We start from the raw sequence: 26,349 nt of genomic DNA on the forward strand, positions 1-26,349 counted from the left end.
GGCTGGAGGAGAGGTGTGCGTCGGCCAATTCACCTACGTCAGCACGGCAGTTGTCGGTGACCGGCGTTGGGCAACCGGTTTCCACGCCGTACGCCCACCCTCACGACGACCGCCGCACATCCCCCGTCCGCCGCAACCGCCGTACGACCGACCGCAGTTCGGTGGCGTTCCGCACGGGCGGCGCGCCCTCGGCCGGAACCGCCGCTTCCTTCGCCTTCGTCACGGCGTCGGCCGCCCACAGGGCGAACTCGGGGTCGCGCGGCCCGTGCGCTACGTAGGGATCGCCCTCTCCGAAGATGCGGACCGGGTGCGTGTCGTCCCAGGGCTGCCACCCGGGGTCGCCGTCCACGGCGAACCGCACCCAGGCCCCGTGCATGGCGTCGGCGAGTGCCTGGGGCGCGCCCTGACCTGCGAGTTTGGCGGACTCGGGGATCTCACCGGTGTCGAAGACGAAGCCGAGTTCGAGGGCGTGGCAGGAGCCGAGGTCGGGGCGGTTGGAGGGCCAGGCGAACTCGTAGACGTGGGAGGTGCCGGGGCGGGCGTCGGCGAGGCGGTGGAGCGGGTAGCGGAGGAGGTGGTCGGTGACGAGCTGGCCGACGGTCTCGGCGGTGCCGGCGCCGGGGTGCAGGGCGCGGTAGCCGCGCGGGACCTCGACGCCGCAGTGGCAGCGGGCCATCGCACCGGCCAGGGCGACCGCGCCGAGCCGGTCGACGCGCTCGTGCAGCCCGCCGGGGACCAGCCACAGCCGGTACTCGTCGCGGGTCCAGCCCAGCATCAGGTCGACGCCCCGGCCCACCTCGCCGGCACCGCCTTCGATGAGAGCCTCCAGCGGGTCGCGGGGCACGAGGTCGCCGTCGATGACGATCCCGAACGTGGGGCCGCCGAGCACCGGGCTGCTGAGTCTGCCCACGTCGGCCTGGGTGCGGAGGAGGAGTTCGCGGTCCACGGCGGCGAAGGCCTCGGCGGTGGCGGGGATCTTCAGCCGGGTCGCCATCCGGCGCACCATCCGCCGCACCTTGTCGCGGTCGAAGGCCTCCGGGGGCCCGCTCTGGAGGATGGCCCGGCGCACCAGCCCCTGGGCCTGCGGGGCGGCGATCAGGGCGCCGATGCTGATCGCGCCGGCGGACTGCCCGAAGAGGGTGATCCGGTCGGGGTCGCCGCCGAACGCCGCGATGGACTCGTGCACCCAGCGCAGCGCGGCGAGCTGGTCGCGCAGGCCGGGGTTGGCGGGGGCGTCCGGGAAGAGGCCGTAACCCTCCACGCCCAGGCGGTAGTTGAGCGAGACGAACACGACTCCGTCGCGGGCGAAGGCGTGTCCGTCGTAGACGGGGACGGCCGACGAGCCCCGGGTGAGCGCGCCGCCGTGCAGCCAGACCATCACCGGCAGCCGGGCGCCCGGGCCGGGTTCCGGGGTCCACACGTTGAGGTTGAGACAGTCGTCGCCGGGCACGACGGGGTCGGAGAGCAGTTTGGCGAAGGCTTCGGAGTACGGCGGTTTCGGCGCGGTCGGGCCGAAGGCGAGCGCGTCGCGCACTCCGGTCCAGGGCTCGGGCGGGACGGGCGGGCGGAACCGCCGGGGGCCGATGGGAGGGGCCGCGTAGGGGATGCCCCGGAAGACCGCGATCCCGTTCTCGTACCGGCCGCGCACCGACCCGTAGGGGGTGCCCACCACGGGGTCCGTCCGCTCCGCCGTCTGCGTCGTCGTCGCCGTCATCTGCCCACCAGCTCCTCACCACGCTCGTGAACCGTGCTGCTGATCAGAGCATCACACCGAGCCCGGCTATTCCGGCGGACGAGCGCGGCTGGACGGGTCATGACGGGTCACCCGGGCGCGGACTGCGTCTCTTCAAGGTCTCTCGGGACTCTTCGGGCCGGGCGGCTGTCGAAATATTTCCGCGCCCTGGGTCCCTCCTCACCGATTGACCCCCGCTCCACGGCAGATCTACGGTAGAAGACGTTTTCAGAAAACGTTTCCTACTCCGTACTGGAGGGTCATGCCCAGCGCCCAGCCGCCGAGGGCCGTGTTCGCCATGGATCCGGTGCACCTGCCCCTGCTCTTCCCCTCACCCCTGATGGACCGGCTCCGGCGGACCGCCGAGATCGCGCCGGGGCTCGTCGTACAGGACTTCGCCGATCCTCAGGCCGCAGCCGCCCTTGCCGAGGCCGAGGTCCTGATCACCGGCTGGGGCTGCCCGCACCTCGACGCCGACGCGCTGGCGGCGGCACCCCGGCTGCGGACCGTGCTGCACGCGGCGGGCTCGGTCCGTTCGCTGGTCGGCGAGGCCCTGTGGGAACGCGGGGTGACCGTCTCCAGCGCGGTCACCGGCAACGCGCTTCCGGTCGCCGAGTACACCCTCGCGATGATCCTGCTCGCCGGGAAGGACACCTTCGCCCAGCGGGAACGCTTCCGGCACACGCACGCGTACCCGACGCCGACCGAGACCGCGCCGATCGGCAACCTCGGCCGCCGCATCGGCGTCATCGGCGCCTCCCGCGTGGGCCGCCGCCTGCTGGAACTGCTGCGCCCGTACGACTTCGAAATCCTCCTCCACGACCCCTACGTCAGCGTCACCGAGGCAGCCTCCCTTGGCGCCGAACTCCTGCCGCTGGACCACCTGTTGAGCGGCAGCGACATCGTCAGCCTGCACGCCCCCGACATCCCCGAGACGCAGCACATGCTGGACCGCGGGCGGCTCGCCCTCATCCGGGACGGCGGGGTGCTGATCAACACCTCTCGGGGTGCATTGATCGACCACGAGGCCCTCACCGACGAGCTGTTGTCCGGCCGCCTGACCGCGATCCTCGACGTCACCGAACCCGAGCCACTGCCCCCCACGTCACCGCTGTACAAGCTGCCGAACGTCTTCCTCACCCCGCACATCGCGGGCTCCCTCGGCAACGAACTGGCGCGGCTCGGGAGCATCGTCGTGGACGAGCTGGAGCGCCTGGCCGCGGGCCTGCCACCGGCCCACGAGGTACGGCACGCGGACCTGGCCCGTGTCGCCTGATCCGCACTGTCCACAGGCCGGCACACCCGGAACGACCCTGGGATACGGTTTCCGGACCGGCGCCGGAGCAGGCCCCAGGGCGCCCGGTGGAAACACGGTCACGGTGAAGGAGTCGCTACGGTGAGTCAGCGCAAGGCGTCGGGCGACGTCGGCCGGGCGACGATCCGGGACGTGGCGGAGCGCGCCGGGGTCTCCGTGGCGAGCGTCTCGCGCGTGCTGTCCGGCAACTACCCGGTGTCGGAGGAGCTGCGCCGCCGGGTGATGAAGGTCGTCGGCGACCTGGACTACGTCACCAACGCGCACGCCCGCTCCCTGGCCGGTGGCGGTACGCCCACGGTGGCCATCCTCATCAACAACATCACCGGCGCGGCATTCGCCCACGTGGCCAAGGGAGTTGAGGGCGCGGCCACGCTGCGCGGCTGGCTCTCCCTGGTCGGCACGACGGGCGACGACCCGGAGCGCGAGCTGGCCCTGGTCAACCTCATGCGCCAACAGGGCGTCGCCGCCGTGGTGTTGCTCGGCGGCGCGTACGACGTCGACGAGTACCAACTCCGGATGGCCCGCTTCGCCCGCTCCCTCGACGCGGCGGGCTCGCACCTCGTGCTCGTCGGCCGCCCGCCGCTGGAGGGCGACGTCCCGGCGACGACGGTCGACTACGACAACGAGGGCGGCGCCTACGCCATGGCCAGCCATCTCCTCTCGGCCGGCCACCGCCGGGTCCTGGTCCTGCCCGGACACGCCGAACTCACCACCGCCCAGGGCAGGTTGAGGGGTGCGCAACGGGCCTTCGAGGCGTACGGCGTGCCGTTCGACCCGGGGATGGTGCGGCACGGCCCGTACGACTACGAGCACGGGTACGAGGCGGTGGAGGACACCCTGAAGGAGGGCGTGGACTTCACCGCCGTGCTGGCGGGGACCGATGTGGTCGCCGCGGGCGCCATGCAGGCACTGCGCGCGGCGGGCCTGCGGGTACCCGAGGACGTGTCGATCGTCGGCTACGACGACATCCCGCTGGCCTCCCAGCTCACCCCTCAGCTCACCACCGTGCACGTCCCGTACGAGGAGATGGGCCGGGTCGCGCTGCGCGCGGTGGCGGACCGGCGCGAGGGCGGCGGCACGGGCCGGCGCAGGGGCGGCGACGGCGACCATCTGGTCCTGGGCACGCATGTCGTCGTACGGAACTCGGTACGGCCGCCGGCCCGACGGGACTAGCGCGGGGACCGGCGCAGCACCCCCTGCGGGACCGAAACGGCACACGGAACCAGGGCGTTACGTAACCGGTTTCCCTCCTAATCCCCTGGCCAGACGGGGTCCGTCCAGGGCCGTCGCAACAACTTGCTGCACACCTCTTGCTCCGAACAGGCCATCCTGCCTACCTTCACAGCAACCGGTTTCTACCTCTTCTCTTCCGAAGGAACACGGTCTGATGAACTTCACCAGCCCCCGGAGAAGGTTCGCTCGCGCAGCCGTCGCGGGCCTCGCCCTGACAGGTCTGCTGTCCGCCTGCGGCGGATCCGGCTCGGGGGACAAAGCGTCCTCCGGTCCGGTCACCCTCCCCTTCTGGGGCTGGGCCAACGGGCAGGACGCGGTCGTGAAGGCGTTCAACGCCGCTCACCAGGACATCAAGCTCAAGTACACCAAGGTCACCGACCAGTTGACGATGCAGAAGCAGTTGACCAACGCGGTCAAGGCCGGCAACGCGCCCTGCCTGGTGCAGAACACGGCGGAGTACGTGACCACCTGGGTCTCGCAGGGCGCGCTCGCCGACATCTCGAAGTACGTCTCCGCCGACAAGGCCAAGTTCAACGCGGGCTCGTGGGCCAGTGCCCAGGTGCAGGGCAAGTCCTATGGCGTACCGACCAGTTCGGCCCCCGCGTTCACGATCTACCGCACCGACGTCTTCACGAAGTACGGCCTCAAGGCGCCCACGACCTGGGACGAGTTCATCGCCGCGGGCAAGGTCCTGAAGAAGCACGGCATCAAGATCACGAACTTCGCCGGTGAGGACCCGAGCACGCTGGAAGTCCTGTCCATGCAGGCGGGCGCCCACTGGTACGCCATCGACGGCGACTCCTGGAAGGTCGACTTCCAGGACGCGGGCAGCCTCAAGGCGGCCCAGGTGATCCAGGAGATCATCGACAACGACCTCAACTCCAAGCTCTCCTTCGCGGATTACGCGGCCGTCCAGCGCAACTACGACAACGGCGGCACCACGACCCGGCAGATCTCCACCTGGCAGATGGCGGGCATGGTGCAGAACTTCACCAAGTCCGACGGGAAATGGGCGCTGTCGCCCTGGCCGACGTTCGCGGGAGAGGCCGCCAAGACGCCCGCCGGGACCAACCAGAGCGGTGGCGTCACGCTGGTGACCAAGCAGTGCGCGCACCAACAGCAGGCCGCCGAGGCCGCGTTGTGGATGTCGACGAACACGGGCGCGGTGAAGACGATGGCGAGCCCGACCACCGGCAACGGTGTGATGCCGGCGCTGGCGGACAGCGACGCGTACGTCGCCGAGGCGATCTCCGACAAGCTGCTCGGCACGAACTACGAGCCCGCGAAGCAGATCGTCACCGACAGCCTGAACACCGTCACCTCGGACTGGGTGTTCGGCCCGGACTGGACCGCGATGTTCACCGAGTTGCAGACCGGCTGGGCGAAGGTGATGAACAAGCAGGAGAAGGTCACCGATCTGCTGGCGCACATGCAGGAGTGGACGGTCAAGGACCTGAAGTCCCGCGGTATCAGCGTCAAGGGCTGAGGCAGCGCCGATGATCCGCTCCCAGCACTGGAAGGGTGCCGCGTTCACGGTGCCCTTCCAACTCGGCTTCGTCTTCCTGTACTTGATACCGATCGGGTACGCCGTCTACGAGTCGCTCTTCGTGGAGCACCAGTCGGGGCTCGGCCTCGGCGGCTCCACCCAGCGGTTCTCCGGCCTGGACAACTACCAACAGGGCCTCACCGACTCGGCGTTCATGAACTCGGTACTGCGCGTGGTCCTGTTCGCGTGCGTGCAGATCCCGGTCATGCTGCTCGTCAGCCTGCTGCTGGCACTGTTCCTGGACGCGCTGTCCTCGAAGGCCGCGGGCCGCTTCCGGATCTTCCTCCTCGTGCCGTACATGATCCCCGGGGTGGTCGCGGCGATCGTGTGGATCAACCTGTACAGCCCGGACGTCGGTCCGTTGACACCGTTGGGCAAGGTGTTCGGGCTGTCCTGGAACTTCTTCGCGCCCTCGATGGTCTGGCCGTCCATCGGCAACCTGCTGACCTGGCACGGCATCGGCTACAACATGGTGATCATCTACGCCGCGCTCCAGGGCGTGCCCCGCGACCTGTTCGAGGCGGCCCGGCTGGACGGCGCCTCCGAGTTCCGGGTCGCGACGAGCATCAAAATCCCTTACGTGCGAGGGGCGTTGGTGCTGACCGGGATGCTCTCGATCATCCAGATGCTACAGATCTTCAACGAGCCGGCGCTGTTCCGGAACGTCACCCCGCAGACGGTCGACGACAGCTTCACGCCCATCATGATCATCTACAACCAGGCGTTCAATGCGGGCAACTACCACTACGCGGCGGCCCTTTCGGTCCTGCTCGCCCTCATCCTCGGCCTCGCCTCCTTCCTCTTCTACCGGCTCACCGCGAAGGAGGCCGACTGATGACCCTCACCGAAGAACGCCGGAACGCCCATCAGGTCCGGCGCCTCAACAAGCCCGATCCGGCGGCCCGTTCACGCGGCGGCCAGCGTTTCCTGCTCGTCGGTCTGGTGCTGGCGAGCGCCTACAGCCTGTTCCCGGTGTGGTGGCTGATCGTCGCCGCGACCAAGGACCGCACGGGCCTGTACCAGAGCAACGGCCTCTGGTTCTCCGGCATGCACCTGTGGGCGAACGTGCGTCAGGTCTTCACCTACGAGAACGGCATCTTCCTGCGCTGGACCGCGAACTCCTTCCTCTACGCAGGAGTCGGCTCCCTGGGCGGCACGCTCATCGCCCTCGCGACGGGCTACGGCCTCGCGCGCTTCGAATTCCCGGGCCGCAACGCGGTGTTCGCGTGCGTGGTGGGCTCGTTCCTGATCCCGATCGCGCTGCTCACGCTCCCGCTGTACCTGATGTTCTCGAAGATCGGCCTGGTCGACACCCCCTGGGCGATGCTGATCCCCTGCCTGATCAACCCGTTCAGCGTCTACCTCGCCAAGGTGTACACGGAGGCCACGGTCCCCTTCGAACTCCTGGAGGCCGCACGCCTCGACGGCGCGGGCGAACTCCGCATCTTCTTCAGCATCGTGCTGCGGATGATGACGACAGGCGGAGCGACGGTCTTCCTCCTGGCCTTCGTGAACACCTGGAACGCCTTCTTCCTCCCGCTGACCGTGCTGCGCGGCGAGGAGAACTGGACGCTCAACCTCGGCCTCTACAACTGGTCCGGAAAACGCATGGAGTCGGGCGTCGACCTGACGAGCCTGGTCCTCACCGGCGCACTCCTGTCGATCGTCCCGATGGCCGTGATGATGGTGGCGATGCGCCGCTACTGGCGCACCGGGGTCACCCTGGGAGCCCTCAAGTGACCTTGCTGCACAACCCTGTTGTCCGCGGCTTCGCCCCCGACCCCTCGATGGTCAGGGTCGGCGACTGGTACTACGTGGCGACCAGTTCCTTCGAGTGGTTCCCTACGGTCCCGATCCACCGCTCGCGGGATCTCGCGCGCTGGGAGTACGCGGGCCATGTACGGGGCGCGGTCCCCGGTGACTCCTTGGCGGGCGTCCCGGACTCGGGCGGCATCTGGGCGCCTTCGCTGAGCTGGGACGGCGAGCGGTTCTGGATGACGTACTCGATCGTCCGCTCGGTCGGCACGCCGTACTTCGACCTGGACACATACGTCACAACGGCGACGGACGTGGCCGGGAAGTGGACGACTCCACGGCGGGTGGCGAGCCACGGCTTCGACCCGGCGCTGTTCCACGACGAGGGCCGGCTGTGGCTGCTCAACCTCCAGAACGACTGTCGCCCCGGCGGCCGCCGCTTCGCGGGCATCGTCGCGACCGAACTGGACCGCGACACGCTCGCCCCGATCGGCGTGACCCGTCTGCTGCTCCAGCACGAACGGCTCATCGAGGGGCCGAAGTTGGTGCGGCGGGACGGCTGGTACTACCTGCTGCTCGCGGAGGGCGGCACGGGGTTCGAGCACGGGGTACGGGTGGCGCGCGGCCATACGGTCACCGGTCCGTACGAGCTCGACGACCGTCCCTTGCTGACGTCCCGGGACGACCCGTCGGTGCCGCTACAGAAGGCGGGCCACGGCGAGCTGGTCGAACTGCCTGACGGGGACTGGGTGTTGAGCCACCTAGCGGCGCGGCCGGTCCAGACACCGGAGGGGCCGCGCTGCACCCTGGGCCGGGAAACGGCGATCCAGGCGGTGACTTGGGACGCGGACGGCTGGCCGAGGCTACGGCAGGGCGGTCGGCATCCGGCGGTGGAGGTGGACGTACCGACGCGTCCCGCCGCCGCACCGGCCCAAGTCCCGTATTCCGACCGGCCGTTGGGCTGGCCGTGGAGCAGTCCGCGCGCGTACCCGGACCCGTCCTGGGCGGACACCGCCGCCCGCCCCGGCTGGATCCGGCTGCGCGGGCGGCACGGGCCGGAGTCGCGGTGGGCGCACAGTCTGCTGGCCCAGCGGATCACGGAGCACCGCGCGGAGGCCGAAGTCACGGTCGACGCACGGCCGTTGACGTTCACGCAGGCGGCCGGGCTGGTGCTCTGGTACGGCGCCGAGGCGTATCTGAGCCTGCATCTGACGTGGGCGGAGCCCGAGGGTGAGGGGCAGTGCGGGCAGCAGTGGCAGGACCGCGGCGGGCGTTCGGTGCTGAGCCTCGTGGAGCGGGACGAGGACGGCATCCGTGAAGTAGCCGTCGTCGAGGTCGATGTGCGTGCTCCGGTGATGTTGGGGGCGACGGTCGAGGGTGCGGATGCCCGGTTCTGGTATGTGCGGGAGGGGGTGCGGACGCCGGTCGGGCCGGTGCTGGACTTCAGCCGGCTCTCCGACGACTACGGGTCTCGGCTGCGGTTCACCGGTGCGATGGCGGGCATCCATGCCTGGGACCTCGTCGACGCCGGGTTCGCCGCCGACTTCACTCGCTTCCGCCTCGACTGCCCGCCCGGCTGATCTGTTCGGCTGATCTGTTCGGAGTTTCGAAAGATCGGGTCGGCCGCATCACGTGAATTCCCTGGTCTTCCCGCCGTGTTGACGCACCCCTATCGTAGGAAGCGCTTTCTGGCCGGCTGATGATCGAGTCGGGGAAGCAGCGTTGGTCGAAACTTTCGTTGGCCCTCGGGCGGGCTGGAGAGGCGGTACCCGATGGTCCGTGCGGGGAGCGCGAGTGTGACGGCTGGGCCGACGCTGGCGGTGGTGGCCCGGGAGGCGGGGGTGTCCGTGCCGACCGCGTCCAAGGTGGTCAACGGCCGGGAGGACGTGGCGCCGGAGACGCGGCGACGGGTGACGGAGGCGCTGGAGCGGCTCGGGTATGTGCGCAGGCCCCGGTTCGACGCGGGCAAGGCGCCGGGGATGGTCGACCTGGTCGTGCACTCGCTGGAGAGTTCGTGGTCGGGGGCGGTGCTGCACGGGGTGGAGGAGGCGGCGTACGAGGCCGGGCTTGAGGTGGTGGTGTCGGCCGGGCTGACCCGGACGCGGGCCGACCGGCCCGAACGGGGCTGGCTGGACAAGCTGGTCGGCCGGGGTTCGGCCGGAGTCCTCTTCAATCTCGCGGAGTTGACGCCGTCCCAGTACTCCTGGCTCGACCAGCACCGCATCCCGTTCGTGATGATCGACCCCGTGCACGAACCGCCGCCGGGCGTGGTGTCGGTCGGCGCGGCCAACTGGCAGGGCGGGGTGACGGCGACCGAGCATCTGCTCGCCCTGGGCCACGCACGCATCGCCGTCATCGCCGGCCACCGCCACAAGATGTGCAGCAGCGCCCGTGTCGCCGGCTACCGCTCCGCGCTCGCCGCCGCCGGGGTTACCGTCCGCCCCGAGTACATCCGCCACGGCGGCTTCGACCAGGCCATGGCCCGCAGCCGTATGCGCGAACTCCTCGACCTGCCCGAGCCGCCCACGGCCGTCTTCGTCTGCTCCGACCGGATGGCACTCGGGGTCTACGAGGCCCTGGCGGAACGGCGGTTGAGCGTCCCGGACGACATCAGCGTGGTCGGTTTCGACGACCTTCCCGAGTCTCGCTGGGTGACTCCGGCGCTGACCACGATCCGGCAGCCGCTGTCGGAGATGGCGGCCACGGCGCTGCGGTTGCTGGTCCGGCTGATGGACGGGGACCGGCCGGAGGGGACGCGGACGGAGTTGTCGACGCGGCTGGTGGAGCGGGCGAGTACGGCGGCGCCTGGCGGCCGGTACGCCCAGCGTAGATCGTGACCATGGTTGCGGGGCTCGCCGGTCGGTAGCCTGCTGGTGTGGCCATGGCATGGGACAAGCAGCAGTTGATCGCGGACGGATTCGAGCCCACGTACGTGGACTTGGAGTGGTACGACGGGCCGCGCAAGGGAGTGGCGCTCGTCGATGGTGTCCCGCACTACTACGAGGGACGGGAGTACGACCGCGCCGACGAGGACGACGAGTACCTCGTGTGGCCCGCGAGCGAGGCGGCGGTGGCGATGGAGCGCGAGCGGTGGGCTGTCTACGTCAGGTATCAGGTTTCCGATGCCGGGTTGCAGGAGCATCCGGGGCACGGAGGAGTCAATGCCCGTTATGACGAACTGCAGTTGCTCCTCGCGCCGCACCGTCAGGCGCCGGACGGTGCCCGACGGCTCGTGGGTGAGGTGCGGTTCGACGACAGGGACGACCGCGACCGGTTCGACGGGGTCGACCACTGGTTCCGGTGGCGTCCGACCGAGTGAGGCGGGCCGCCGTCTCGACGCACGGGGCAGCGAGCAGGGACGGGGCAGCGGACCGGTCGTCCGCTGCCCCGTCATGGCGTGCCGTCCCGGTGCCAGACGAACTGGCCGCCCGCCGCGCGGAGTTGTCTGCGCAGGATCTTGCCGTTCGCGTTGCGGGGCAGCGTGTCCAGCCGGACGACGTCCTGCGGGACCTTGTACCAGGAGAGCCGGGACCGGGCCAGGGCGATCAACTCGGCGTCCAGGGCGGGGTCGTTGGCTCCGTTGCCCGGCTCCTCCTTGTCGGGGACGGTCACCACGTAGGCGCGCAGACTCGTGTCCCCGGCGGGACGGCGGACCGAACTGACCGCCGCTTCGAGCACGCGCGGATGGCTCTCAAGAAGCCGTTCGACCTCGCCCGGTACGACGTTCTGTCCGCCGATCACTTCGACGTCGTCCAGCCGGCCGTGCACGTGGAGGACGCCGTCGTCGTCGATCGACGCCAGGTCCCCGGTCGGCCACCAGGTGTCCGTCACCTGATCGGGGCCCAGGCTCCCCCGCTCGACGCCCCGGGACGCGAACTCGGCGTAGACGTGCAGTTCGCCCTGTCGGCCCGCCGGCATCGGATGGCCGTCCGCGTCGACGATGCGCACCGGTCGGCCGGGGACGGCGGGGCCGACCGCCGAAGGGGCCCGGTACGCGGCGGGCCGGCCCATGGAGATCACGCCGATCTCGGTGGCGCCGTAGTTGTTGACCAGCCGGTCCTCCAGGATCGGCACCAGCCGTTGGCGCAGCCGTGGCGAGAGGACCTCCCCCGCGCTCGACACCTCGCGGAGGCGGGCGAACGCCTCCGCGTGGCCGGGCTCAAGGAGCATGCGGGCCAGGAAACTCGGCTGTGCGAAGAGGTCCGTGACCTGGTGGCGGTCGATGAGGTCGATCGCCGCGGCCGGGGTCGCCCGGGTGCGCGACAGGACGGCGGTCTGGCCCGTGGCGAGGGTGGTGAGCACCGAGAAGTGCAGTCCGCCCAGGAAGTACATGCGGGACACCGACAGCCCAACTGTCGTACGGCCACTGCCGTTTGGACCAGGTGGTCCGGGAGGTGCGGCGAAGTTGCTGTGCAGGAAGAAGCAGAGTTTCGGGGCGCCCGTCGTGCCGGACGTGAAGACCGCCAGCGCCGGGGCGTTCCCGCCCTCGGCGAAATCCGGGTCCGGTTCGCCCGCGACCAGGGTCGCGACCTTCATGGCGGGGGCGAAGCCCGGCAGCTCCAACTGCCCTGCGGTGTCCGGGTCGATGACGGCCAGCGCGGGTTCCACCGTCTCGACGGCCCGGGTCAGATCCGCCCCGCTCATCTGGACGTTGACCGGAACGGCGACGAGTCCGGCCTGCCAGGCGCCGAGCACGGACCAGACCATCTCCACGCTGTCGGGGAGCGCCAGCAGGACGCGGTCGCCGCGGCGGAGTCCCGCGGACCGGTAGCCCCGCGCGGCCCGCGCCGCGCCGTCGAACACCTCGGCGTACGTCCAGGCGCGGTCGTCGGTCAAGAAGGCGATCCGCTCCAACCACCCTCTGGAGTAGGCAAGTTGGCCCAGATCTTCAGCTGCGTTCCCGGGCATGGCTACGGACGCCCCTCTCGGGTGGCGGACGGCGCCGCCGTCCTGTCCGGAATCTTCGGCACCTCGTCGAGATGGATCCCGAACCAGGTCCCGAGCGCCTCCTTCAGCGCTTCCTCGGTCACGATCCGCTCCCTGGTCCGCTCCCCGCCCTGTTCCCTGATGAGGACCCTGTTCGCGAGAGTGACCCTTCCGTCCTCCCGCGGCTGGACACAGATCAGCCGGTTCCTGAAGGGCGAGTCGGGGGCGGTCTGGTACCACCACATGGAGGGGAGGCCGAATTCGATTTTCCGGGGCCTCGACTCCATCCGGTACAGCGGCGAACCGTCACGGAACACGTCGATGTCACCTTCGGATGCCTCGGCGACAAGGTACACACCGTGCGGGTCGTTCTGCGGTGTCCGAAGGTCCAGCCGCAAAGGCCATCGGCTGTGACTTCCCTGCCCCACGTCCACCAGCCAGGAATGTCCGTCCGGTTCACCGGTCTCCACCCGAAGCGCCAGATGACCGATAGGGCTGTCCAGCACCTCACCGCGGTAAATGCACCCGGCCAGCAGAGTGACCTGGAATCCGAGAGCCTCCAACAGCATCGCGAAAGCCGAATTCAGCTCGAAACACCCGCCGCCGCGCCGTTCGGTCACGATCTTCTTGACCGCGTCCAGCGAGTACGGAATCGGCTCCCCGAGAAGGAAGAACAGGTTCTCGAACGGAACGGACAGCACATGGCGCTCGTGAAGATGCCGGAGAGCGTCCGCGTCCACCCGCTCCGGACGCTTGGCGCCTATGCGTTCCAGATAGGCGTCGATGAGTTCGTCGTCCATGGCGCTCTCACTTCTCCAGGCAGAACTCGTTGATGGGATAGCCGACATGGCGGTCCTCGGCGGGCAGATATCCCAACACTCGGTCGCCGGGCTTGAGTTCGGTGCTGTTCAGTACCGCGCCGCCCGGGCCGAGGACGCGCACATGCCAGTCATCCTGGAGAATCAGATTGACGGCACGCCCGTCCTCGGATTTCGCGTCGATGGAGATGAGCGGCCGGCTCTCGATCTTGACCCGCCCGACGGTGACGATTCGGGTCTGTCCCTTGACGTCCACGGCCATGACCTTGCTGCCGGATTTCAGCTCGCTGAGGTAATGGGTACGCCCGTCACGGGAAAGCGTGTAGGAGTGAATGGCCCCCGCGTTCACCCGGAACGGCCGGGTCGGCATATAGGGAAGCGGATGCGTCTCACTCACGCAGAGGATCATCCCCTTGGAATGCGAGCCGACCAGGATTCCCTCGTCCTCACGGAAATGGCTGCACGTGTCGACGCAGGCACGCTCCCCCATGCCCACATGCTCGGTGGCGACGATCGTCAGCTCGACGAGATCGAGGGGCTGGGTCACGACGGCGGACGCCTGCTTGAGCGCGGTGGCGTCACCCACGGCGCTCGGCGCCATCATCACGCCGTCGGAGCCGTGTTCGAGCACCCCGAAGATGATCTCCGCCTCCGTCACGTCCCCGGCGACCGTGATCAGACTGCCCTCGGCACCGGCGGCGGCCGCGATGACGATCTCCAGCGGAATCTTCGTGGGATCGCGGAACAGGAGCAGGCTCCACTCCTCCGTACGAGCCGACTGACAGGCGTCCTCCAGAGTCTCCGCGTCGACGATCTCCACGAACCGTCCGAACTCGACCCCCGGATACGCCGACGAGAGCTCGGCGGGCGTCCCGTGCACGCGCGGATCGACGATCACCACGTCGGCCGCGCCGAGATCGTCGGGAAGCTCCTTCAGCTCCTTGCCGTGCGGGAAGAAGATCTTCTTCACCGTGGGCGGCAGGTCTCCCAGGTCCGCCAGGCTGTCCGCGACAATGCCGTCAAGCCTCTGATGCAGCGCTTCTTCGAGAACGGCCCGCTTGTCGTCGGCAGCGCGAATATCAAGCCACGTGAGCTTCATGGTTCCTTGTCTCTTTCGTGCAGAACTCGACCGGAGCGGGCGGAGGCACATCGCCGTGTACGAGGCGGGCCAGTTCGCGTGTCGTGGCGGCCGGGTTGTCGGATTCGAAGATGTTCCGGCCCATGGCGATACCGGCCGCGCCGCCCCGAAGTGCGGAATCGACGAATTCCAGCAGTGCTTTCCCATTGCCGACGCGGGGGCCGCCGGCCACCAGAATCGGTACCGGACAGGAGGCCGTCAGGCGCAGCATGTCCACATCGGATTCGAGGGCATAGGTCTTGATCAGGTCGGCCCCGATTTCTGCCGCGACGGTCACGGCGGCGGATACCAGCGCCGGATCACGAGGATCGGTCACGCGCGGCCCTCGCGGATACATCATCGCCATCAGCGGAATGTTCCAGCGGTCGCAGGCTTCTGCCACAACTGCCATATCGGCTATCTGCCGGGCCTCTTCCCGCGAACCGACATTCACGTGCACGCTGACCGCGTCGGCGCCGAGTCGCAATGCCTCTTCGACGGTGGCGACCAGACACTTGGCATCAGGGTCCGGAGCATGGGCGGTGCTCGCGCTCAAATGCACGACGAGCGACATCTGAGTGAACCAGGCCGGGTCCACGCGGCGGACGCTTCCCTTGTGCAGGACCACGGCGTCCGCGCCGTTCGTCGCCAACTGGCCGACCAGTCGGTTGAGTCCCGAGCCGCCCCCGGCGATCGGCCCGTCCGTCAGAGGATGGTCGAGGGGAACGACCAGCATGCGTCGCGGATTGCGTCGACAGAGCCGAAGCAGCCTCATTTTGCGGGCGCTCGAAGCGCCGTCGAACATCTGCATCCAGTCCATTCCCATTCCCGTGCCCGACCGGCCGTCCGGTCTCCAGAAGGGGGCTCATCGCGCCACCCGCTGTGGTCGGCTACGGCTGCCACCCGGGAGAGGTTCACCGGGAGATCAGGACAGTTGGGACCCGGCCGGCCAAGGCCTTGGAACGAGCCTGGTTTCCTCCTGCGAACAGAACGCACCAGGGCCGATCAGCGCCTTGCGGGGCCGGTAGGCGGCCTCATGGACCGGGCCTCCTTTGTGCCGGGTGCTCAACCACCCTTCCCCACCTCGTTGTCGGGCGCCCCGTCCCCGCTCGTGGGCAGATCGCCGCGTTCCACGGGGGCGGCCGTGCGGGCGGGCGGGAGGATGACCGGGAGTTCGCTCTTGTACGGGCGGCGGAGCGACCGGGCCGACTTGCGCAGGACTTCGCGGGTCACCTTGCCCTGCTCGGCGGAGACGTGCACGAGGTGGCCCTTCCGCGCCATGACGTACTCGATCGTTCCACCGCCGGTGCGGTACCAGGCGTTCCCGTCGCGCACGCAGGTCATGGGGTCGCTGAACGCCGCCTGCGTCGTGCAGTTCGCGTCGGTCATCGTGCCCGGCTCCACGCGCAGGTTGATCACGACGCCGGTCTTCAGCTGCGTGTACGCGACGGAGAGGCCGACGTCCGATACGCCGACCGACTGCTCGGCGAGGGTGAATCCGGGCGGGTCGACGACGTAGACGAGGTCTGGGTCGAAGCCCAACGACCGTGCGCGGGACGCGATTTCGGCGTACGTGGCGGTGACAGTGGCAGTGGCATGGGAGGACGCGGCCCCGGGGGTTCCGGCATCCGCGCCCGCCTTCTCCGTGCCGCAACCGGTGAGCAGCAGGGACAGCGCGGGGAGCAACAGCAGCGGCAGGGCGCGCACGGCACGGATCATGCGGCCATCCTGCCGTACAGGTGTTCCACAGTTAAGGGACTTTTCCCTCCTCTGGCACGGTCCCGCCGCGTAGCCTCGGTGGGGATGAACGCGCTTCCCGCACGCCTCGACCATCTCGTCCTCGCGACGCCCGAACTGGCGGCCACGGTCGCCGAGTTCACCGAGCGCACGGGCATCGCGCCGGTCGCGGGCGGTGCCCATGTCGGGCTCGGTACCCGCAACTACCTTGTCTCGCTCGGTGGTTCCCGTTACCTGGAGATCATCGGCCCGGACCCGGAGCAGCCCTCGCCCTCGGGTCCGCGTCCCTTCGGTGTCGACGGGCTCGCCGTCGCCCGGACGGTGACGTGGGCGGTCTCCCCGCCCGACCTGGACGCGGCGGTCGCCGCGGCCCGCGCCCAGGGGTACGACCCCGGGCCGGTGCGGGCGATGAGCCGTCGCCGGCCCGACGCCACGCTGCTGGAGTGGCGGCTCACCGACGGGGACACGGCACATCCCTCCGGCCTGGTGCCGTTCCTCATCGACTGGAGTTCCTCGCCCCATCCGACGACCGCCTCGGGCCTGCCCGTCGCGCCTCTGCTGGAGCTGAGGGCGACGGCACCGGTCCCGGACGAGATCCGTCCGTTGTTGTCGGCCGTGGGGGCGGAGTTGGTGGTGGAGGCGGGGCCGGTGGGGCTCTCCTTCACGGTGGACACCCCGCGCGGGCCCGTGACCTTCAGCTGAAGCATCCGCCGAGCACGGTGTCCGATTCCTTCAAGACCGGCGTCCCGACACCCGCCTACCGTTGCCCCATGACTCCACGATTCGACGCGATCGGCCTGGTCGTCTCCGACATGGCCGCCTCTGTCGCCTTCTACCGCCGGCTCGGGTTCGGGTTCCCCGAGGACGCCGCGAGCCAGCCGCACGCCGAGGCCCAACTGCCCGGTGGGCTACGGCTGTTGCTGGACACGGAGGACACCGTCCGCTCGTTCCACCCGGGATGGCGGGCACCCAGCGGCAGCGGTCGGGCCGCGCTCGCCCTGCTCTGTGACGACCCCGCCGAAGTCGACCGGGTCTACGAGGAGTTGACCGGTGCCGGGCATCACGGCGAGCTGAAGCCGTGGGACGCCTTCTGGGGCCAGCGGTACGCCGTCGTGCACGATCCCGACGGCAACGGCGTGGATCTCTTCGCCCCGCTAGCCGGCTCTGCCGAGTAGTTCGCCCAGCGGCATCCCCGCCAACTCCTTGACGTCCCGGGCGAGATGGGCCTGGTCCGCGTAACCGGACCGGGCCGCCGTCTCCGCGAACGGGACTCCGGCGCGGGCCAGCGCGAGCGCGCGTTGGAGGCGCAGCACCCGGGCGAGTGTCTTGGGGCCGTAGCCGAACGCGGTGAGGGAGCGGCGGTGCAACTGGCGGGCGCCTAGGCCGAGTTCGTCGGCGGTGGCGGCGACGGGGCGGCCGGTGTCGAGGGCCGCCACGAGGTGCCGTAGCAGCGGATCGGGTGGGGACACGTCCGCCGCGCGTTCCAGTGCCGCTTCTTCCAGCGCGGTCGCGGGGTCGGGGGCCCTGGAGATACGGGCGCCGAGGCGGCGTACCGTCGCGGCGGGCCAGACGTCGGTGAGGTCGACCCGGCGGTCGCGGAGTTCGTGTGCGGGGACGCCCAGGTAGGTGGGGGCGGTGCCGGGGGCGAAGCGGATGCCCGCCCAGTGGGTGGGCGCGGTTCCGGGGACGTACGCGCGGGTGTCGGGGCCCGCGACCAGGAGGCGGCCCTCGTTCCAGAGGATGTCCATGCAGCCGTCGGGCAGGACGGGGTGGACCGGGCCGACGGTGGAGGCCTCGATCGTGCGGCTCCAGACCACCGCGCCCGGCAGCCGGGACGTCCTCTCCGCGTACACGGTCAAAAGGCTACGCCGACCTCGTCCGGTGCTCCTGCGGGCTCACGCCGTAGACCCGCTTGAAGGCGCTGGACAGGGCGAACGCGCTGCCGTAGCCGACCTGCCTGGCGATCGCGCCGATGGTGTCCTCGGTGTCGCGGAGGCGGTCCGCGGTGAGGGCCAGGCGCCAGGCCGTGAGGTAGGACATCGGGGGTTCGCCGACGAGGTCGGTGAAGCGGCGGGCCAGTGCCGCGCGGGAGACGCCCGCCTTGGCGGCGAGGGAGGCGACCGTCCAGGGGTGGGCGGGGTCGTCCTGGAGGAGCCGCAGGACCCTGCCCACGACGGGGTCCGCGAGTGCGCGGTACCAGGCAGGGGCGTCGGCCTCCGGGCGGGAGAACCAGGCCCTCAGGGCGGCGATGACGAGGAGGTCGAGGAGGCGGTCCAGGACGACCTCCTGGGCGGGTTCCTCGCGGACGATCTCGTCCATGAGGAGCGGGGTGAGCGGGCACTCCCAGACCTCGGAGGGGAGGGAGAGCAGCGGTGGAAGGGCGTCCAGGAGGCGGCCGTTGATCTCGCCGCGCATGAGGTAGGTGCCGATGAGCATGACCGTGGAGCCGTCGGGTCGGTCGCCCCAGGTGCGGACACCGAGGTCCATGGAGCCGTTGAGCGGGGTGCCGTCGGGGTAGTGGCACTCGGCGCCGGGGAGGATCACTGCCTGCGGGGCGGTGTCGGGGGTGTCGCCGCAGGTGTACGGGGCGGGGCCGCGGGCGATGGCGAGGTCGCCGGCCCGCAGGCGGATCCGCTCCCCCGTGTCCGGGGTGATCCAGGCGTCGCCGCGGACCATGAGCATGACGGTGAGCGGGGCGCGGTCCTCGATGCGTACCGCCCACGGCGGGTCGAAGCACGCGCGGATCATGAAGGCGCCACGCGCGCGTGGACCCTCCAGAAGGCCTGCCAGGGCGTCCATGTGGCCAGCGTAGACGCGCGGTTATGGGAATGAGCCGTTCAGCGATGGTCCGTGATCGTGGACAGGCGTTGACTGGAGGGCATGACACGGAATGCGCGGAACATGACGATTGTGGTGACCGGTGCTTCGGGGCGTACCGGGTGGCGGAGGCGGCGCGGGCGGCGGGGCTGACCGTGCGGGAGGCCTCGCGGGCGCGGGGGTTCGACTGGGCGGAGCGGTCCACGTGGGCGGACACCTTGCGGGGTGCCGATGCCGCGTATCTCGTGTATCCGTCGGACGTGGGGGCGCCGGAGGCGGGCCGTGCGGTGGGGCTGCTGGCGCAGGAGGCTGTCGGGCTGGGGGTACGGCGGCTGGTGTTGCTGTCGGCTCGGGGGGAGGAGCGGGCGCGGCCCACCGAGGAGGCGTTGCGGGGGTCGGGGGCGGACTGGACGGTCGTGCGGGCGTCGTGGTTCGCGCAGAACTTCAGTGAGGGGCCGCTGGTGGAGGGGTTGCGGGAGGGTGGGGAACTGGTGTTCCCCGGGGGTCCGGTTCGGGAGCCTCCCCCATAGCCTTAAGGGCATGGGAGGTGCCCCCAGTCGATGTGCGGGACATCGCGGATGTGGTCATCGCGGCGGTGACGGGTGGGGACCGGTATGTCGGGCAGGCGGTCACCGTGTCCGGGGCGCGGTTGTTGACGTTCGGGGAGGCGGTCGCGGAGATCGCTGCGGTGACGGGGCGTGAGCTGACGTATCGGGCGGTGTCTGCCCGTCAGTACGGGGAGGTTCTCGCGGGGTTCGGGGTGCCGGGTGAGGAGGTCGAGTTCCTGGTGGAGTTGTTCGAGTCGCTGTTGGACGGGCGGAACTCGTATCTCTCCGAGGGGGTTCAGGAGGTGTTGGGGCGGGAGCCTCGGGACTTCTCGGAGTTCGTGCGGGAGGCTGCGGCGGCGGGTGTGTGGAAGGTCGGCGCGTAGTTGCGTGCGAGGAGGCCTGTACGTCGACTGCGGGTCCGTCGTGGCTGGTCGCGCCGTTCCCCGCGCCCCTTTGGGGCGCGCTTGGTTGGCCGGTGATCGAGAAGGCCCCGTCCTCTTGGGGCGCCTCACTTCTCCGGTGTCTGAGCGTCCCCGGAGCCCTTGTGGGTGTGGGTGTGGGTGCTCTTCGCGTGGGTGCGGAGTCGCGATGTCACGTCCTCCGGGGGGAGGAAGCGGGACCAGCGTTCCGGGAACTCCGAGGGCATGTACGAGTCGTCGGGGTCGTCGTCGTCCTCGCCGTCCCGGGTGCGGACGGCGGCCATGCGGGCGACGTACTCGGCGACCTGCTCGTCCTGGCGGCGTTCGTTGGCGGCGCGGGCGGCGGCGGTCGCGGCGGCCGGCCAGACGCGGTCGATGGCCGCGTTGACGGCGGCTCCGACGAGGACGGCGAACGCGGACACGCCGATCCACAGCAGGACGGCGACGGGGGCGGCGAGGGAGCCGTAGATGGTGGGGCCCTCGACCGTGCTGGTGAGGTAGATGCGCAGCAGGTAGCTGCCGAGAACCCACATGGCGAGGGCCACCAGGGCGCCGGGGACGTCCTCGATCCACGGGGAGCGGACGGGGACGGACACGTGGTACAGCGTCGTCAGGAAGACGACGGACAGGACGATGACAACCGGCCAGTAGAGGACCTGGACGACCGTCTCCGACCACGGCACCACGTTCACCACGGCGTCCGGTCCCGCGACCATGAGCGGCAGCGCGATCGAGCCGATCAGCAGGGCCGCGACGAACAGGGCGAAGGACACGATCCGGGTCTTGACGATGCCGCGGACGCCGTCGAGGCCGTACATGACGGTGATGGTGTCGATGAAGACGTTGACCGCGCGGGAGCCCGACCACAGGGCGAACAGGAAGCCGATGGAGATGACGTCGGGCCGGCCGCCCTTCATCACGTCGTGCAGGATCGGCTGGGCGATCTCGTGCACGCCCTTGTCGGACAGGACCGTACGGGACGCCTCCAGGATGTTGTTCTCCAGGCCGGCGATGCTGTCGGCGCCGGTCCAGCTGTCGACGTAGCCGAGCAGGCCGATGAGGCTCAGCAGGAGCGGCGGCACGGACAGCAGCGTGAAGAACGCGGCCTCGGCCGCGAGGCCCAGGATGCGGTACTCCATGCAGGAGTTGACGGTGTCCTTGACCAGCAGCCAGGCGGTCCTGCGCTTGGAGACGTTCCGGTAGAGGGCACGCGCCCGGTGGAACCGGCTGGTGGGCCGCTCGGTGGGTTCACTTGCTGACTGCACGCCCTAAAGGTATCCGGCGCGCCGGGATGCACTCGTCCCCCGGGGGCGTCGGCCGGGCGGCACGCCCCCGGGGACGGTCGTGTCATGCTCGCGGTGGCCGAAAATAATCGCCCCGATAATCGAAGCCGCATTCGATACTCCGGCGGCTGTTTCGGAGAGTGTCCCGGTGAGGAGTTCGGGCGTCAATTCATGTTGACCCGCCTTCCGGCCGACGAAGACGAAAAAGCGCCATTGACCGAAACAGCCTTGACCCGTTCCGGAATGTCCAGAAATAATCCGGACTGCATTCGTTGCGCGCGTTGGGACGACGTCAGCGCACACGACTCGGGGGAATCAAACGGCTCAAGACCAGGGCCTCGTCCATATGGAAACTCGGCACACAATAGGGAACTCCAATCTCACGAATTCCCATTTGCCCCACCCGTTTCGCGTGTTATTTAATTTGCCCCTGCCGTGAACAACGGGCGCGACTCCACCGTATTCGTCTTTGACAATTCAAAGACGACGATCAGCACCAAGGAGCCACGTGGGTGGAAAACCCGGCACCGTCACCGAGACCGTCCTCGCGGAGGTCCTGGCCGGTGTCGTACGCAAGGAAGTCATACCCCTCGACAGTCACTTCTTCGACGACCTGGGCGCCAACTCGTTGGTGATGGCACATTTCTGTGCCCGGGTCAGGAAACGCGAGGATCTGCCGTCGGTGTCGATGCGGGACGTCTACGGATATCCGACGATCCGCAGTCTGGCGGCGGCGCTCGCCGACGCACCCGAGCCCGCCGCACCGGTCGAGGCGGAGGCGCCGCCGGCCGGGAGCACGGCCCGCTATCTGCTGTGCGGGGCGCTTCAGTTCATCATTTTCGCCGTCTATTGCGTGCTCGCCGGGATCGTCACGGGACAGGGCTACGAATGGGTTTCCTCCGGTGACGGAGTGGTCCAGGTATATCTGCGGTCCGCGATATTCGGCGGCGCGGTGTTCGTCGGTGTGTGCACGGTGCCGGTGGTGGCCAAGTGGATTCTCGTGGGCCGCTGGAAAGAGACCGAGTTCCCGGTCTGGGGTCTCTCCTACGTCCGGTTCTGGACGGTCAAGGCCCTGCTGCACGCCAACCCGATGATCCTGTTCGCCGGCAACCCGGTCTACGTCCTGTATCTGCGCGCCCTCGGCGCCCGGATCGGCAAGGGCGTCACGATCCTGTCCCACTCCGTGCCGGTCTGCACCGACCTGCTGACCATCGGAGACGGAACGGTCATCCGCAAGGACACCTTCTTCCTCTGCTACCAGGCACGAGCCGGCCGTATCCGCACCGGCCGGGTCACCCTCGGCAGCGAGGTGTACGTCGGCGAGAAGACCGTCCTCGACATCGGCACGGTCATGGGCGACGGGTCCCAACTCGGCCATTCCTCCGCCCTGTACGACGACGCCCAGGTCCCCGCGGGGCAGCGCGTGCACGGCTCCCCGGCCCAGCCCACGGACGTCGACTACGTCCGGATCCCGCACGCGGACTGCTCCACACCGCGCCGCTTCGGCTACGGCCTGGGCGCCGTCCTTCAGATGCTGCTGGTCTACGTTCCGCTCGCGCTCGGCGGCACCTACATGCTGCTGACCGTGGCACCGGGCCTCGACCATCTGCTCGACCCGAACGCGAAGGACCTCAACTCGGCCGGCTTCTACGGCGAGACGCTGGCCCTGTCGCTCGTGGCGTTCGTCGCCTTCGTCGTGCTCGGCTTCGCCGCCGTGTCACTGGTGCCGAGGCTGCTCCGTCCGCTGCTGCGCCCCGACAAGGTGTATCCGCTGTACGGCTTCCACTACTCGGTGCAGCGCGCGGTGGCCCGGATGACCAACCTGAAGTTCTTCAAGTGGCTGTGCGGGGACAGCTCGTTCATCGTCGGCTACCTGAAAGCCATCGGCTACGACCTCGGCGAGGTGGAGCAGACCGGCTCCAACTTCGGTACGGAGGTACAGCACGAGACGCCGTATCTGGCCACGGTGGGCAGCGGGACGATGGTCGCGGACGGTCTGTCGATCGTCAACGCGGACTTCTCCAGTACGTCGTTCCGGCTGTCGCGCGCGTCGATCGGGCCGCGCAACTTCCTGGGCAACAACATCGCGTACCCCTCGGGGGGCCGCACCGGCGACAACTGTCTGCTCGCCACGAAGGTGATGGTGCCGCTCGACGGTGAACTCCGTGAGGGCGTGGGCCTGTTGGGCTCGCCGTGCTTCGAGATCCCGCGTTCGGTGGAGCGCGACAGCCGCTTCGACCATCTGCGCGAGGGCGACGAACTGAAGCGCCGGCTGGCCGCGAAGAACCGGTCCAACCTGCGCTCGATGGGCCTGTATCTGTTCGTGCGCTGGCTGCACTGGTTCGTGCTCACCGTCCTCGGCTTCGCCGCCGTCGACCTGTACGGGGGCGAGGGCATCGGCGGGGGGCTGCTGATCGGCGCGTCCCTGATGCTCGGGCTCGGTTTCACTGCCGGGTACTACGTGCTGGTGGAGCGGCTGGTGGGCGGATTCCGGCCGCTGGAGCCGAAGTTGTGCTCGATCTACGACCCGTACTTCTGGTGGCACGAGCGGCTGTGGAAGGTGCCGGACACCTACATCCAGGTGTTCAACGGGACGCCGTTCAAGAACCTGATCTGGCGGCTGCTGGGCGTGCGCATGGGACGCCGGGTCTTCGACGACGGCGCGTACATCACCGAGCGCACGCTGACCGCGATCGGCGACGACTGCACGCTGGCGGCGCACACCAAGGTGCAGTCGCACTCGCAGGAGGACGGCACCTTCAAGTCCGAAATGATCACCATCGGCGCCGGCTGCACCCTCGGGGTGGGTGCGCTCGTCCACTACGGCGTCTCGATGGGTGACGGGGCCGAACTGGCCGCCGACTCCTTCCTGATGAAGGGCGAGGAGATGCCGGCGCGGTCCCGGTGGGGCGGGAATCCGGCGGTGGCGCCACGGCGCGCCGGACAGCACAGGACTCCCTGACGGCTCGTGCCGCAGGGGGAAGAAACAGGGGGGAAAGAGAACGATGGAGATCATTCCGCGGTGGACGCTCACTCCGGTGCCAGGTGTGGCGGAGTACGAAGTGTCCCTGCCCGACGGGCCGTTGATCGAGCCCGCCGCACTGAAAGTCGCCCACGCCAAGGTCCTCGGCGCACTGTCCGGTGAACCCGCCGAGGAGGACCCGGCGTTGCAGGTGAGCGTCACCGGCCGCACGCTGCGGTTGCGGTACCGCACCGACGTCCTGGACGCCGAGGCCGCCGCCCGCATCGCGGGCTATCACCTCACCGCGCTCACCGAGCCGGACCGGCCCATGCTGCTGTCGGACGCCGAACTCCGCTTCCAGCTCGACGAGTTGGCGGGGCCGCCGCGTGAACTGCCCGACCGGCGGGTGCACGAGCTGTTCGAGGACATGGTGGCGGTGTGCCCGGACGCGGTCGCCGCCGTGCAGGGCGACCGGCAGTTGACGTACCGGGAACTCAACTCCCGCGCGAACCAGCTGAGTCGGGCGCTGCTCTCCCGGGGACTGACCCGCGAGGGTGTCGTCGCCGTGGTGCTGGAGCGGAACCTGGACTGGATGGCCGCCGTGCTGGCCGTGTTCAAGGCGGGCGGCGTGTATCTGCCCGTCGAGCCGCACTTCCCGGCCGACCGGGTGGCGAGAGTCCTCGAACGCGCCGCGTGCGAGCTGGTGTTGACCGAGCGCGGCAGCGACGGCGCGCTGGGCGACCCGACCGACGGCACGCTCTATGTCGACGAGGCGTATTCCGAGGGCCACTCGGACGGCGATCTCGGTATCGCGGTGTCGCCGGGTCAACTCGCCTACATCTACTTCACGTCGGGCTCCACGGGTGAGCCCAAGGGCGCCATGTGCGAGCACGCGGGTTTCCTCAACCACGTGTTCGCCAAGCTGGACGACCTGGGGATCGGGGCCGGACAGGTGGTCGCGCAGACCGCGCCGCAGTGCTTCGACATCTCGCTGTGGCAGTTGGTCTGTGCGCCGCTCGTGGGCGGGCGGACGCTGCTGGTGGGGCAGGACGTGATCCTGGACGTGGCGCGGTTCGTCGACACGATCGAGGCGGGGCGCGTGAACGTGCTCCAGGTCGTGCCGTCGTATCTGGAGGCCGTGCTGGCCGAGTTGGAGCGGCAGCCGCGTGAACTCCCCGATCTGCGCTGTGTGTCGGTCACCGGGGAGGCTGTGAAGAAGGAGCTCGTGGACCGCTGGTTCGCGGCGCGACCCGGGGTGCGGCTCGTCAACGCCTATGGCCTGACGGAGACTTCGGACGACACCAACCACGAGGTCATGGACCGGGCACCGGACGGCGACCGCGTCCCGCTCGGCCGGCCCGTCGCCAATGTGCGGGTGTATGTCGTCGACGAGGATCTGGTGCCCGTGCCGCTGGGGGCGCCCGGCGAGATCGTGTTCTCCGGTGTGTGCGTGGGCCGGGGGTACGTCAACGATCCCGAGCGGACGAGGGCCGCCTTCACCGAGGACCCGTACCGGCCCGGTGAGCGGCTGTACCGCAGCGGTGACCACGGGCGCTGGCGGCCGGACGGGAAGCTGGAGTTCCTGGGGCGCCGGGACAGCCAGGTGAAGATCCGCGGCTTCCGTATCGAGATCGGCGAGATCGAGAACGCGCTGCTGCGGGTGGACGGGGTGCGGGACGGCGCGGTCGTCGTCGTGCGCGGGACACAGCTGGTGGCGTTCTGCACCGGCCCGCTGCCCGTCGAGGCCGGCGCGGTGCGGTCCACGCTCGCCGAGTCGCTGCCCGCGTACATGGTGCCGTCGGTCGTGCACTGGCGGGCGAGCCTGCCGCTGACCGCCAACGGCAAGACCGACCGCAGGACGCTCACCGCGCTCGCCGGTGACCTGGACGCCGTGGGCGACGGGCCGGACACGCCCGCCGAGCGGCGGCTGGCGGCGGCCTGGGCGGTGGTGCTCGGCATCCCGGCCGAGCGGATCGGCCGCCAGGACCACTTCTTCGACCGCGGCGGCACCTCGCTGGCCGCGGTGAAGCTGGCGGTCGCCCTCGACCGGGCGATCAGCCTCAAGGACGTCACCCGACACCCGGTCCTCGCGGACCTGGCCGGACTGCTGGACCCGCCCGTCTCCTCCTGAGACCCGCCGC

General features: G+C 69.7%; 21 protein-coding genes and 1 pseudogene. 13 read left to right on the forward strand and 9 right to left on the reverse strand.

Annotation, left to right across the window (positions count from 1 at the left end):
• Nucleotides 1-100: 100 nt before the first annotated feature.
• Nucleotides 101-1,714: a carboxylesterase/lipase family protein gene (locus OG194_RS09620; protein WP_327400435.1), complete on the reverse strand. Its 1,614-nt coding sequence runs from the start codon at nt 1,712-1,714 to the stop codon at nt 101-103.
• A gap of 280 nt (nt 1,715-1,994) precedes the next feature.
• On the opposite strand from OG194_RS09620, the gene OG194_RS09625 reads away from it, so the two are divergent.
• From OG194_RS09625 to OG194_RS09660, 8 genes are all read left to right on the forward strand, one after another.
• The gene (locus tag OG194_RS09625) at nt 1,995-3,008 is read left to right on the forward strand and encodes a hydroxyacid dehydrogenase (RefSeq protein WP_327400436.1); all 1,014 of its coding nucleotides are present in this window, start codon (nt 1,995-1,997) and stop codon (nt 3,006-3,008) included.
• A gap of 120 nt (nt 3,009-3,128) precedes the next feature.
• On the forward strand, nt 3,129-4,220 hold the full coding sequence (locus OG194_RS09630) for a LacI family DNA-binding transcriptional regulator (protein WP_327400437.1): 1,092 nt from the start codon (nt 3,129-3,131) through the stop codon (nt 4,218-4,220).
• 214 nt (nt 4,221-4,434) lie between these two features.
• On the forward strand, nt 4,435-5,766 hold the full coding sequence (locus OG194_RS09635) for an ABC transporter substrate-binding protein (protein WP_327400438.1): 1,332 nt from the start codon (nt 4,435-4,437) through the stop codon (nt 5,764-5,766).
• A gap of 10 nt (nt 5,767-5,776) precedes the next feature.
• Complete coding sequence (locus OG194_RS09640) at nt 5,777-6,661, forward strand: carbohydrate ABC transporter permease (RefSeq protein WP_327400439.1); 885 nt, start codon at nt 5,777-5,779, stop codon at nt 6,659-6,661.
• Nucleotides 6,661-7,566 carry a carbohydrate ABC transporter permease gene (locus tag OG194_RS09645; RefSeq protein ID WP_033281546.1) on the forward strand — a complete coding sequence of 302 codons (906 nt, stop codon included), beginning with the start codon at nt 6,661-6,663 and terminating at the stop codon, nt 7,564-7,566. Before OG194_RS09640 ends, OG194_RS09645 begins: the two co-directional genes overlap by 1 nt.
• Entirely contained in the window at nt 7,563-9,161 is a 1,599-nt protein-coding gene (locus OG194_RS09650) for a family 43 glycosylhydrolase (RefSeq protein ID WP_327400440.1), read from the forward strand. The genes OG194_RS09645 and OG194_RS09650 overlap by 4 nt, the downstream gene beginning before the upstream one ends.
• Before the next feature lie 192 nt (nt 9,162-9,353).
• Entirely contained in the window at nt 9,354-10,418 is a 1,065-nt protein-coding gene (locus OG194_RS09655; RefSeq protein WP_327400441.1) for a LacI family DNA-binding transcriptional regulator, read from the forward strand.
• A gap of 44 nt (nt 10,419-10,462) precedes the next feature.
• Nucleotides 10,463-10,900 (forward strand): hypothetical protein, encoded by a 438-nt coding sequence (locus tag OG194_RS09660; RefSeq protein ID WP_327407028.1) that lies wholly within the window; start codon nt 10,463-10,465, stop codon nt 10,898-10,900.
• Nucleotides 10,901-10,971: 71 nt separating this feature from the next.
• Here OG194_RS09660 and OG194_RS09665 read toward each other — a convergent pair whose 3' ends face one another.
• The 5 genes from OG194_RS09665 to OG194_RS09685 form a co-directional block, all read right to left on the reverse strand.
• Nucleotides 10,972-12,489: a class I adenylate-forming enzyme family protein gene (locus OG194_RS09665; RefSeq protein ID WP_327400442.1), complete on the reverse strand. Its 1,518-nt coding sequence runs from the start codon at nt 12,487-12,489 to the stop codon at nt 10,972-10,974.
• 2 nt (nt 12,490-12,491) lie between these two features.
• Nucleotides 12,492-13,307 (reverse strand): arylamine N-acetyltransferase family protein, encoded by an 816-nt coding sequence (locus tag OG194_RS09670; protein ID WP_327400443.1) that lies wholly within the window; start codon nt 13,305-13,307, stop codon nt 12,492-12,494.
• A 7-nt stretch (nt 13,308-13,314) separates the two neighbouring features.
• A complete protein-coding gene (locus OG194_RS09675) occupies nt 13,315-14,424 on the reverse strand; it encodes a 3-dehydroquinate synthase II family protein (RefSeq protein WP_442811520.1) in 1,110 nt (369 codons plus the stop codon).
• Complete coding sequence (locus OG194_RS09680) at nt 14,405-15,262, reverse strand: 2-amino-3,7-dideoxy-D-threo-hept-6-ulosonate synthase (RefSeq protein WP_327400445.1); 858 nt, start codon at nt 15,260-15,262, stop codon at nt 14,405-14,407. Before OG194_RS09680 ends, OG194_RS09675 begins: the two co-directional genes overlap by 20 nt.
• A gap of 245 nt (nt 15,263-15,507) precedes the next feature.
• Nucleotides 15,508-16,161, reverse strand: a complete 654-nt coding sequence (locus OG194_RS09685; RefSeq protein ID WP_327400446.1) for a hypothetical protein — start codon at nt 16,159-16,161, stop codon at nt 15,508-15,510.
• Between the two features lie 84 nt (nt 16,162-16,245).
• On the opposite strand from OG194_RS09685, the gene OG194_RS09690 reads away from it, so the two are divergent.
• The gene (locus OG194_RS09690; RefSeq protein WP_327400447.1) at nt 16,246-16,881 is read left to right on the forward strand and encodes a VOC family protein; all 636 of its coding nucleotides are present in this window, start codon (nt 16,246-16,248) and stop codon (nt 16,879-16,881) included.
• A 68-nt stretch (nt 16,882-16,949) separates the two neighbouring features.
• Nucleotides 16,950-17,354 carry a VOC family protein gene (locus OG194_RS09695; RefSeq protein ID WP_327400448.1) on the forward strand — a complete coding sequence of 135 codons (405 nt, stop codon included), beginning with the start codon at nt 16,950-16,952 and terminating at the stop codon, nt 17,352-17,354.
• On the opposite strand, the gene OG194_RS09700 is transcribed toward OG194_RS09695, so the two are convergent.
• The gene (locus OG194_RS09700) at nt 17,334-18,032 is read right to left on the reverse strand and encodes a helix-turn-helix transcriptional regulator (protein ID WP_327400449.1); all 699 of its coding nucleotides are present in this window, start codon (nt 18,030-18,032) and stop codon (nt 17,334-17,336) included. The two genes, OG194_RS09695 and OG194_RS09700, sit on opposite strands and share 21 nt — an antisense overlap.
• A 10-nt stretch (nt 18,033-18,042) precedes the next feature.
• Nucleotides 18,043-18,978 carry an AraC family transcriptional regulator gene (locus OG194_RS09705; RefSeq protein ID WP_327400450.1) on the reverse strand — a complete coding sequence of 312 codons (936 nt, stop codon included), beginning with the start codon at nt 18,976-18,978 and terminating at the stop codon, nt 18,043-18,045.
• An 81-nt stretch (nt 18,979-19,059) separates the two neighbouring features.
• On the opposite strand from OG194_RS09705, the pseudogene OG194_RS09710 reads away from it, so the two are divergent.
• Nucleotides 19,060-19,927 (forward strand): annotated as a pseudogene (locus tag OG194_RS09710) (NmrA family transcriptional regulator).
• Nucleotides 19,928-20,052: 125 nt separating this feature from the next.
• Here the strand turns inward: OG194_RS09710 and OG194_RS09715 are convergent.
• Nucleotides 20,053-21,228, reverse strand: coding sequence for a YihY/virulence factor BrkB family protein (locus tag OG194_RS09715; RefSeq protein WP_327400451.1), 1,176 nt, complete (start codon nt 21,226-21,228; stop codon nt 20,053-20,055).
• A 526-nt stretch (nt 21,229-21,754) separates the two neighbouring features.
• On the opposite strand from OG194_RS09715, the gene OG194_RS09720 reads away from it, so the two are divergent.
• Both OG194_RS09720 and OG194_RS09725 read left to right on the forward strand, forming a co-directional pair.
• The gene (locus tag OG194_RS09720) at nt 21,755-24,208 is read left to right on the forward strand and encodes a Pls/PosA family non-ribosomal peptide synthetase (RefSeq protein WP_327400452.1); all 2,454 of its coding nucleotides are present in this window, start codon (nt 21,755-21,757) and stop codon (nt 24,206-24,208) included.
• Between the two features lie 43 nt (nt 24,209-24,251).
• Complete coding sequence (locus tag OG194_RS09725; protein WP_327400453.1) at nt 24,252-26,339, forward strand: non-ribosomal peptide synthetase; 2,088 nt, start codon at nt 24,252-24,254, stop codon at nt 26,337-26,339.
• The last annotated feature ends 10 nt before the right edge of the window (nt 26,340-26,349 follow it).

Source organism: Streptomyces sp. NBC_01288, assembly GCF_035982055.1.
Lineage (GTDB): Bacteria > Actinomycetota > Actinomycetes > Streptomycetales > Streptomycetaceae > Streptomyces.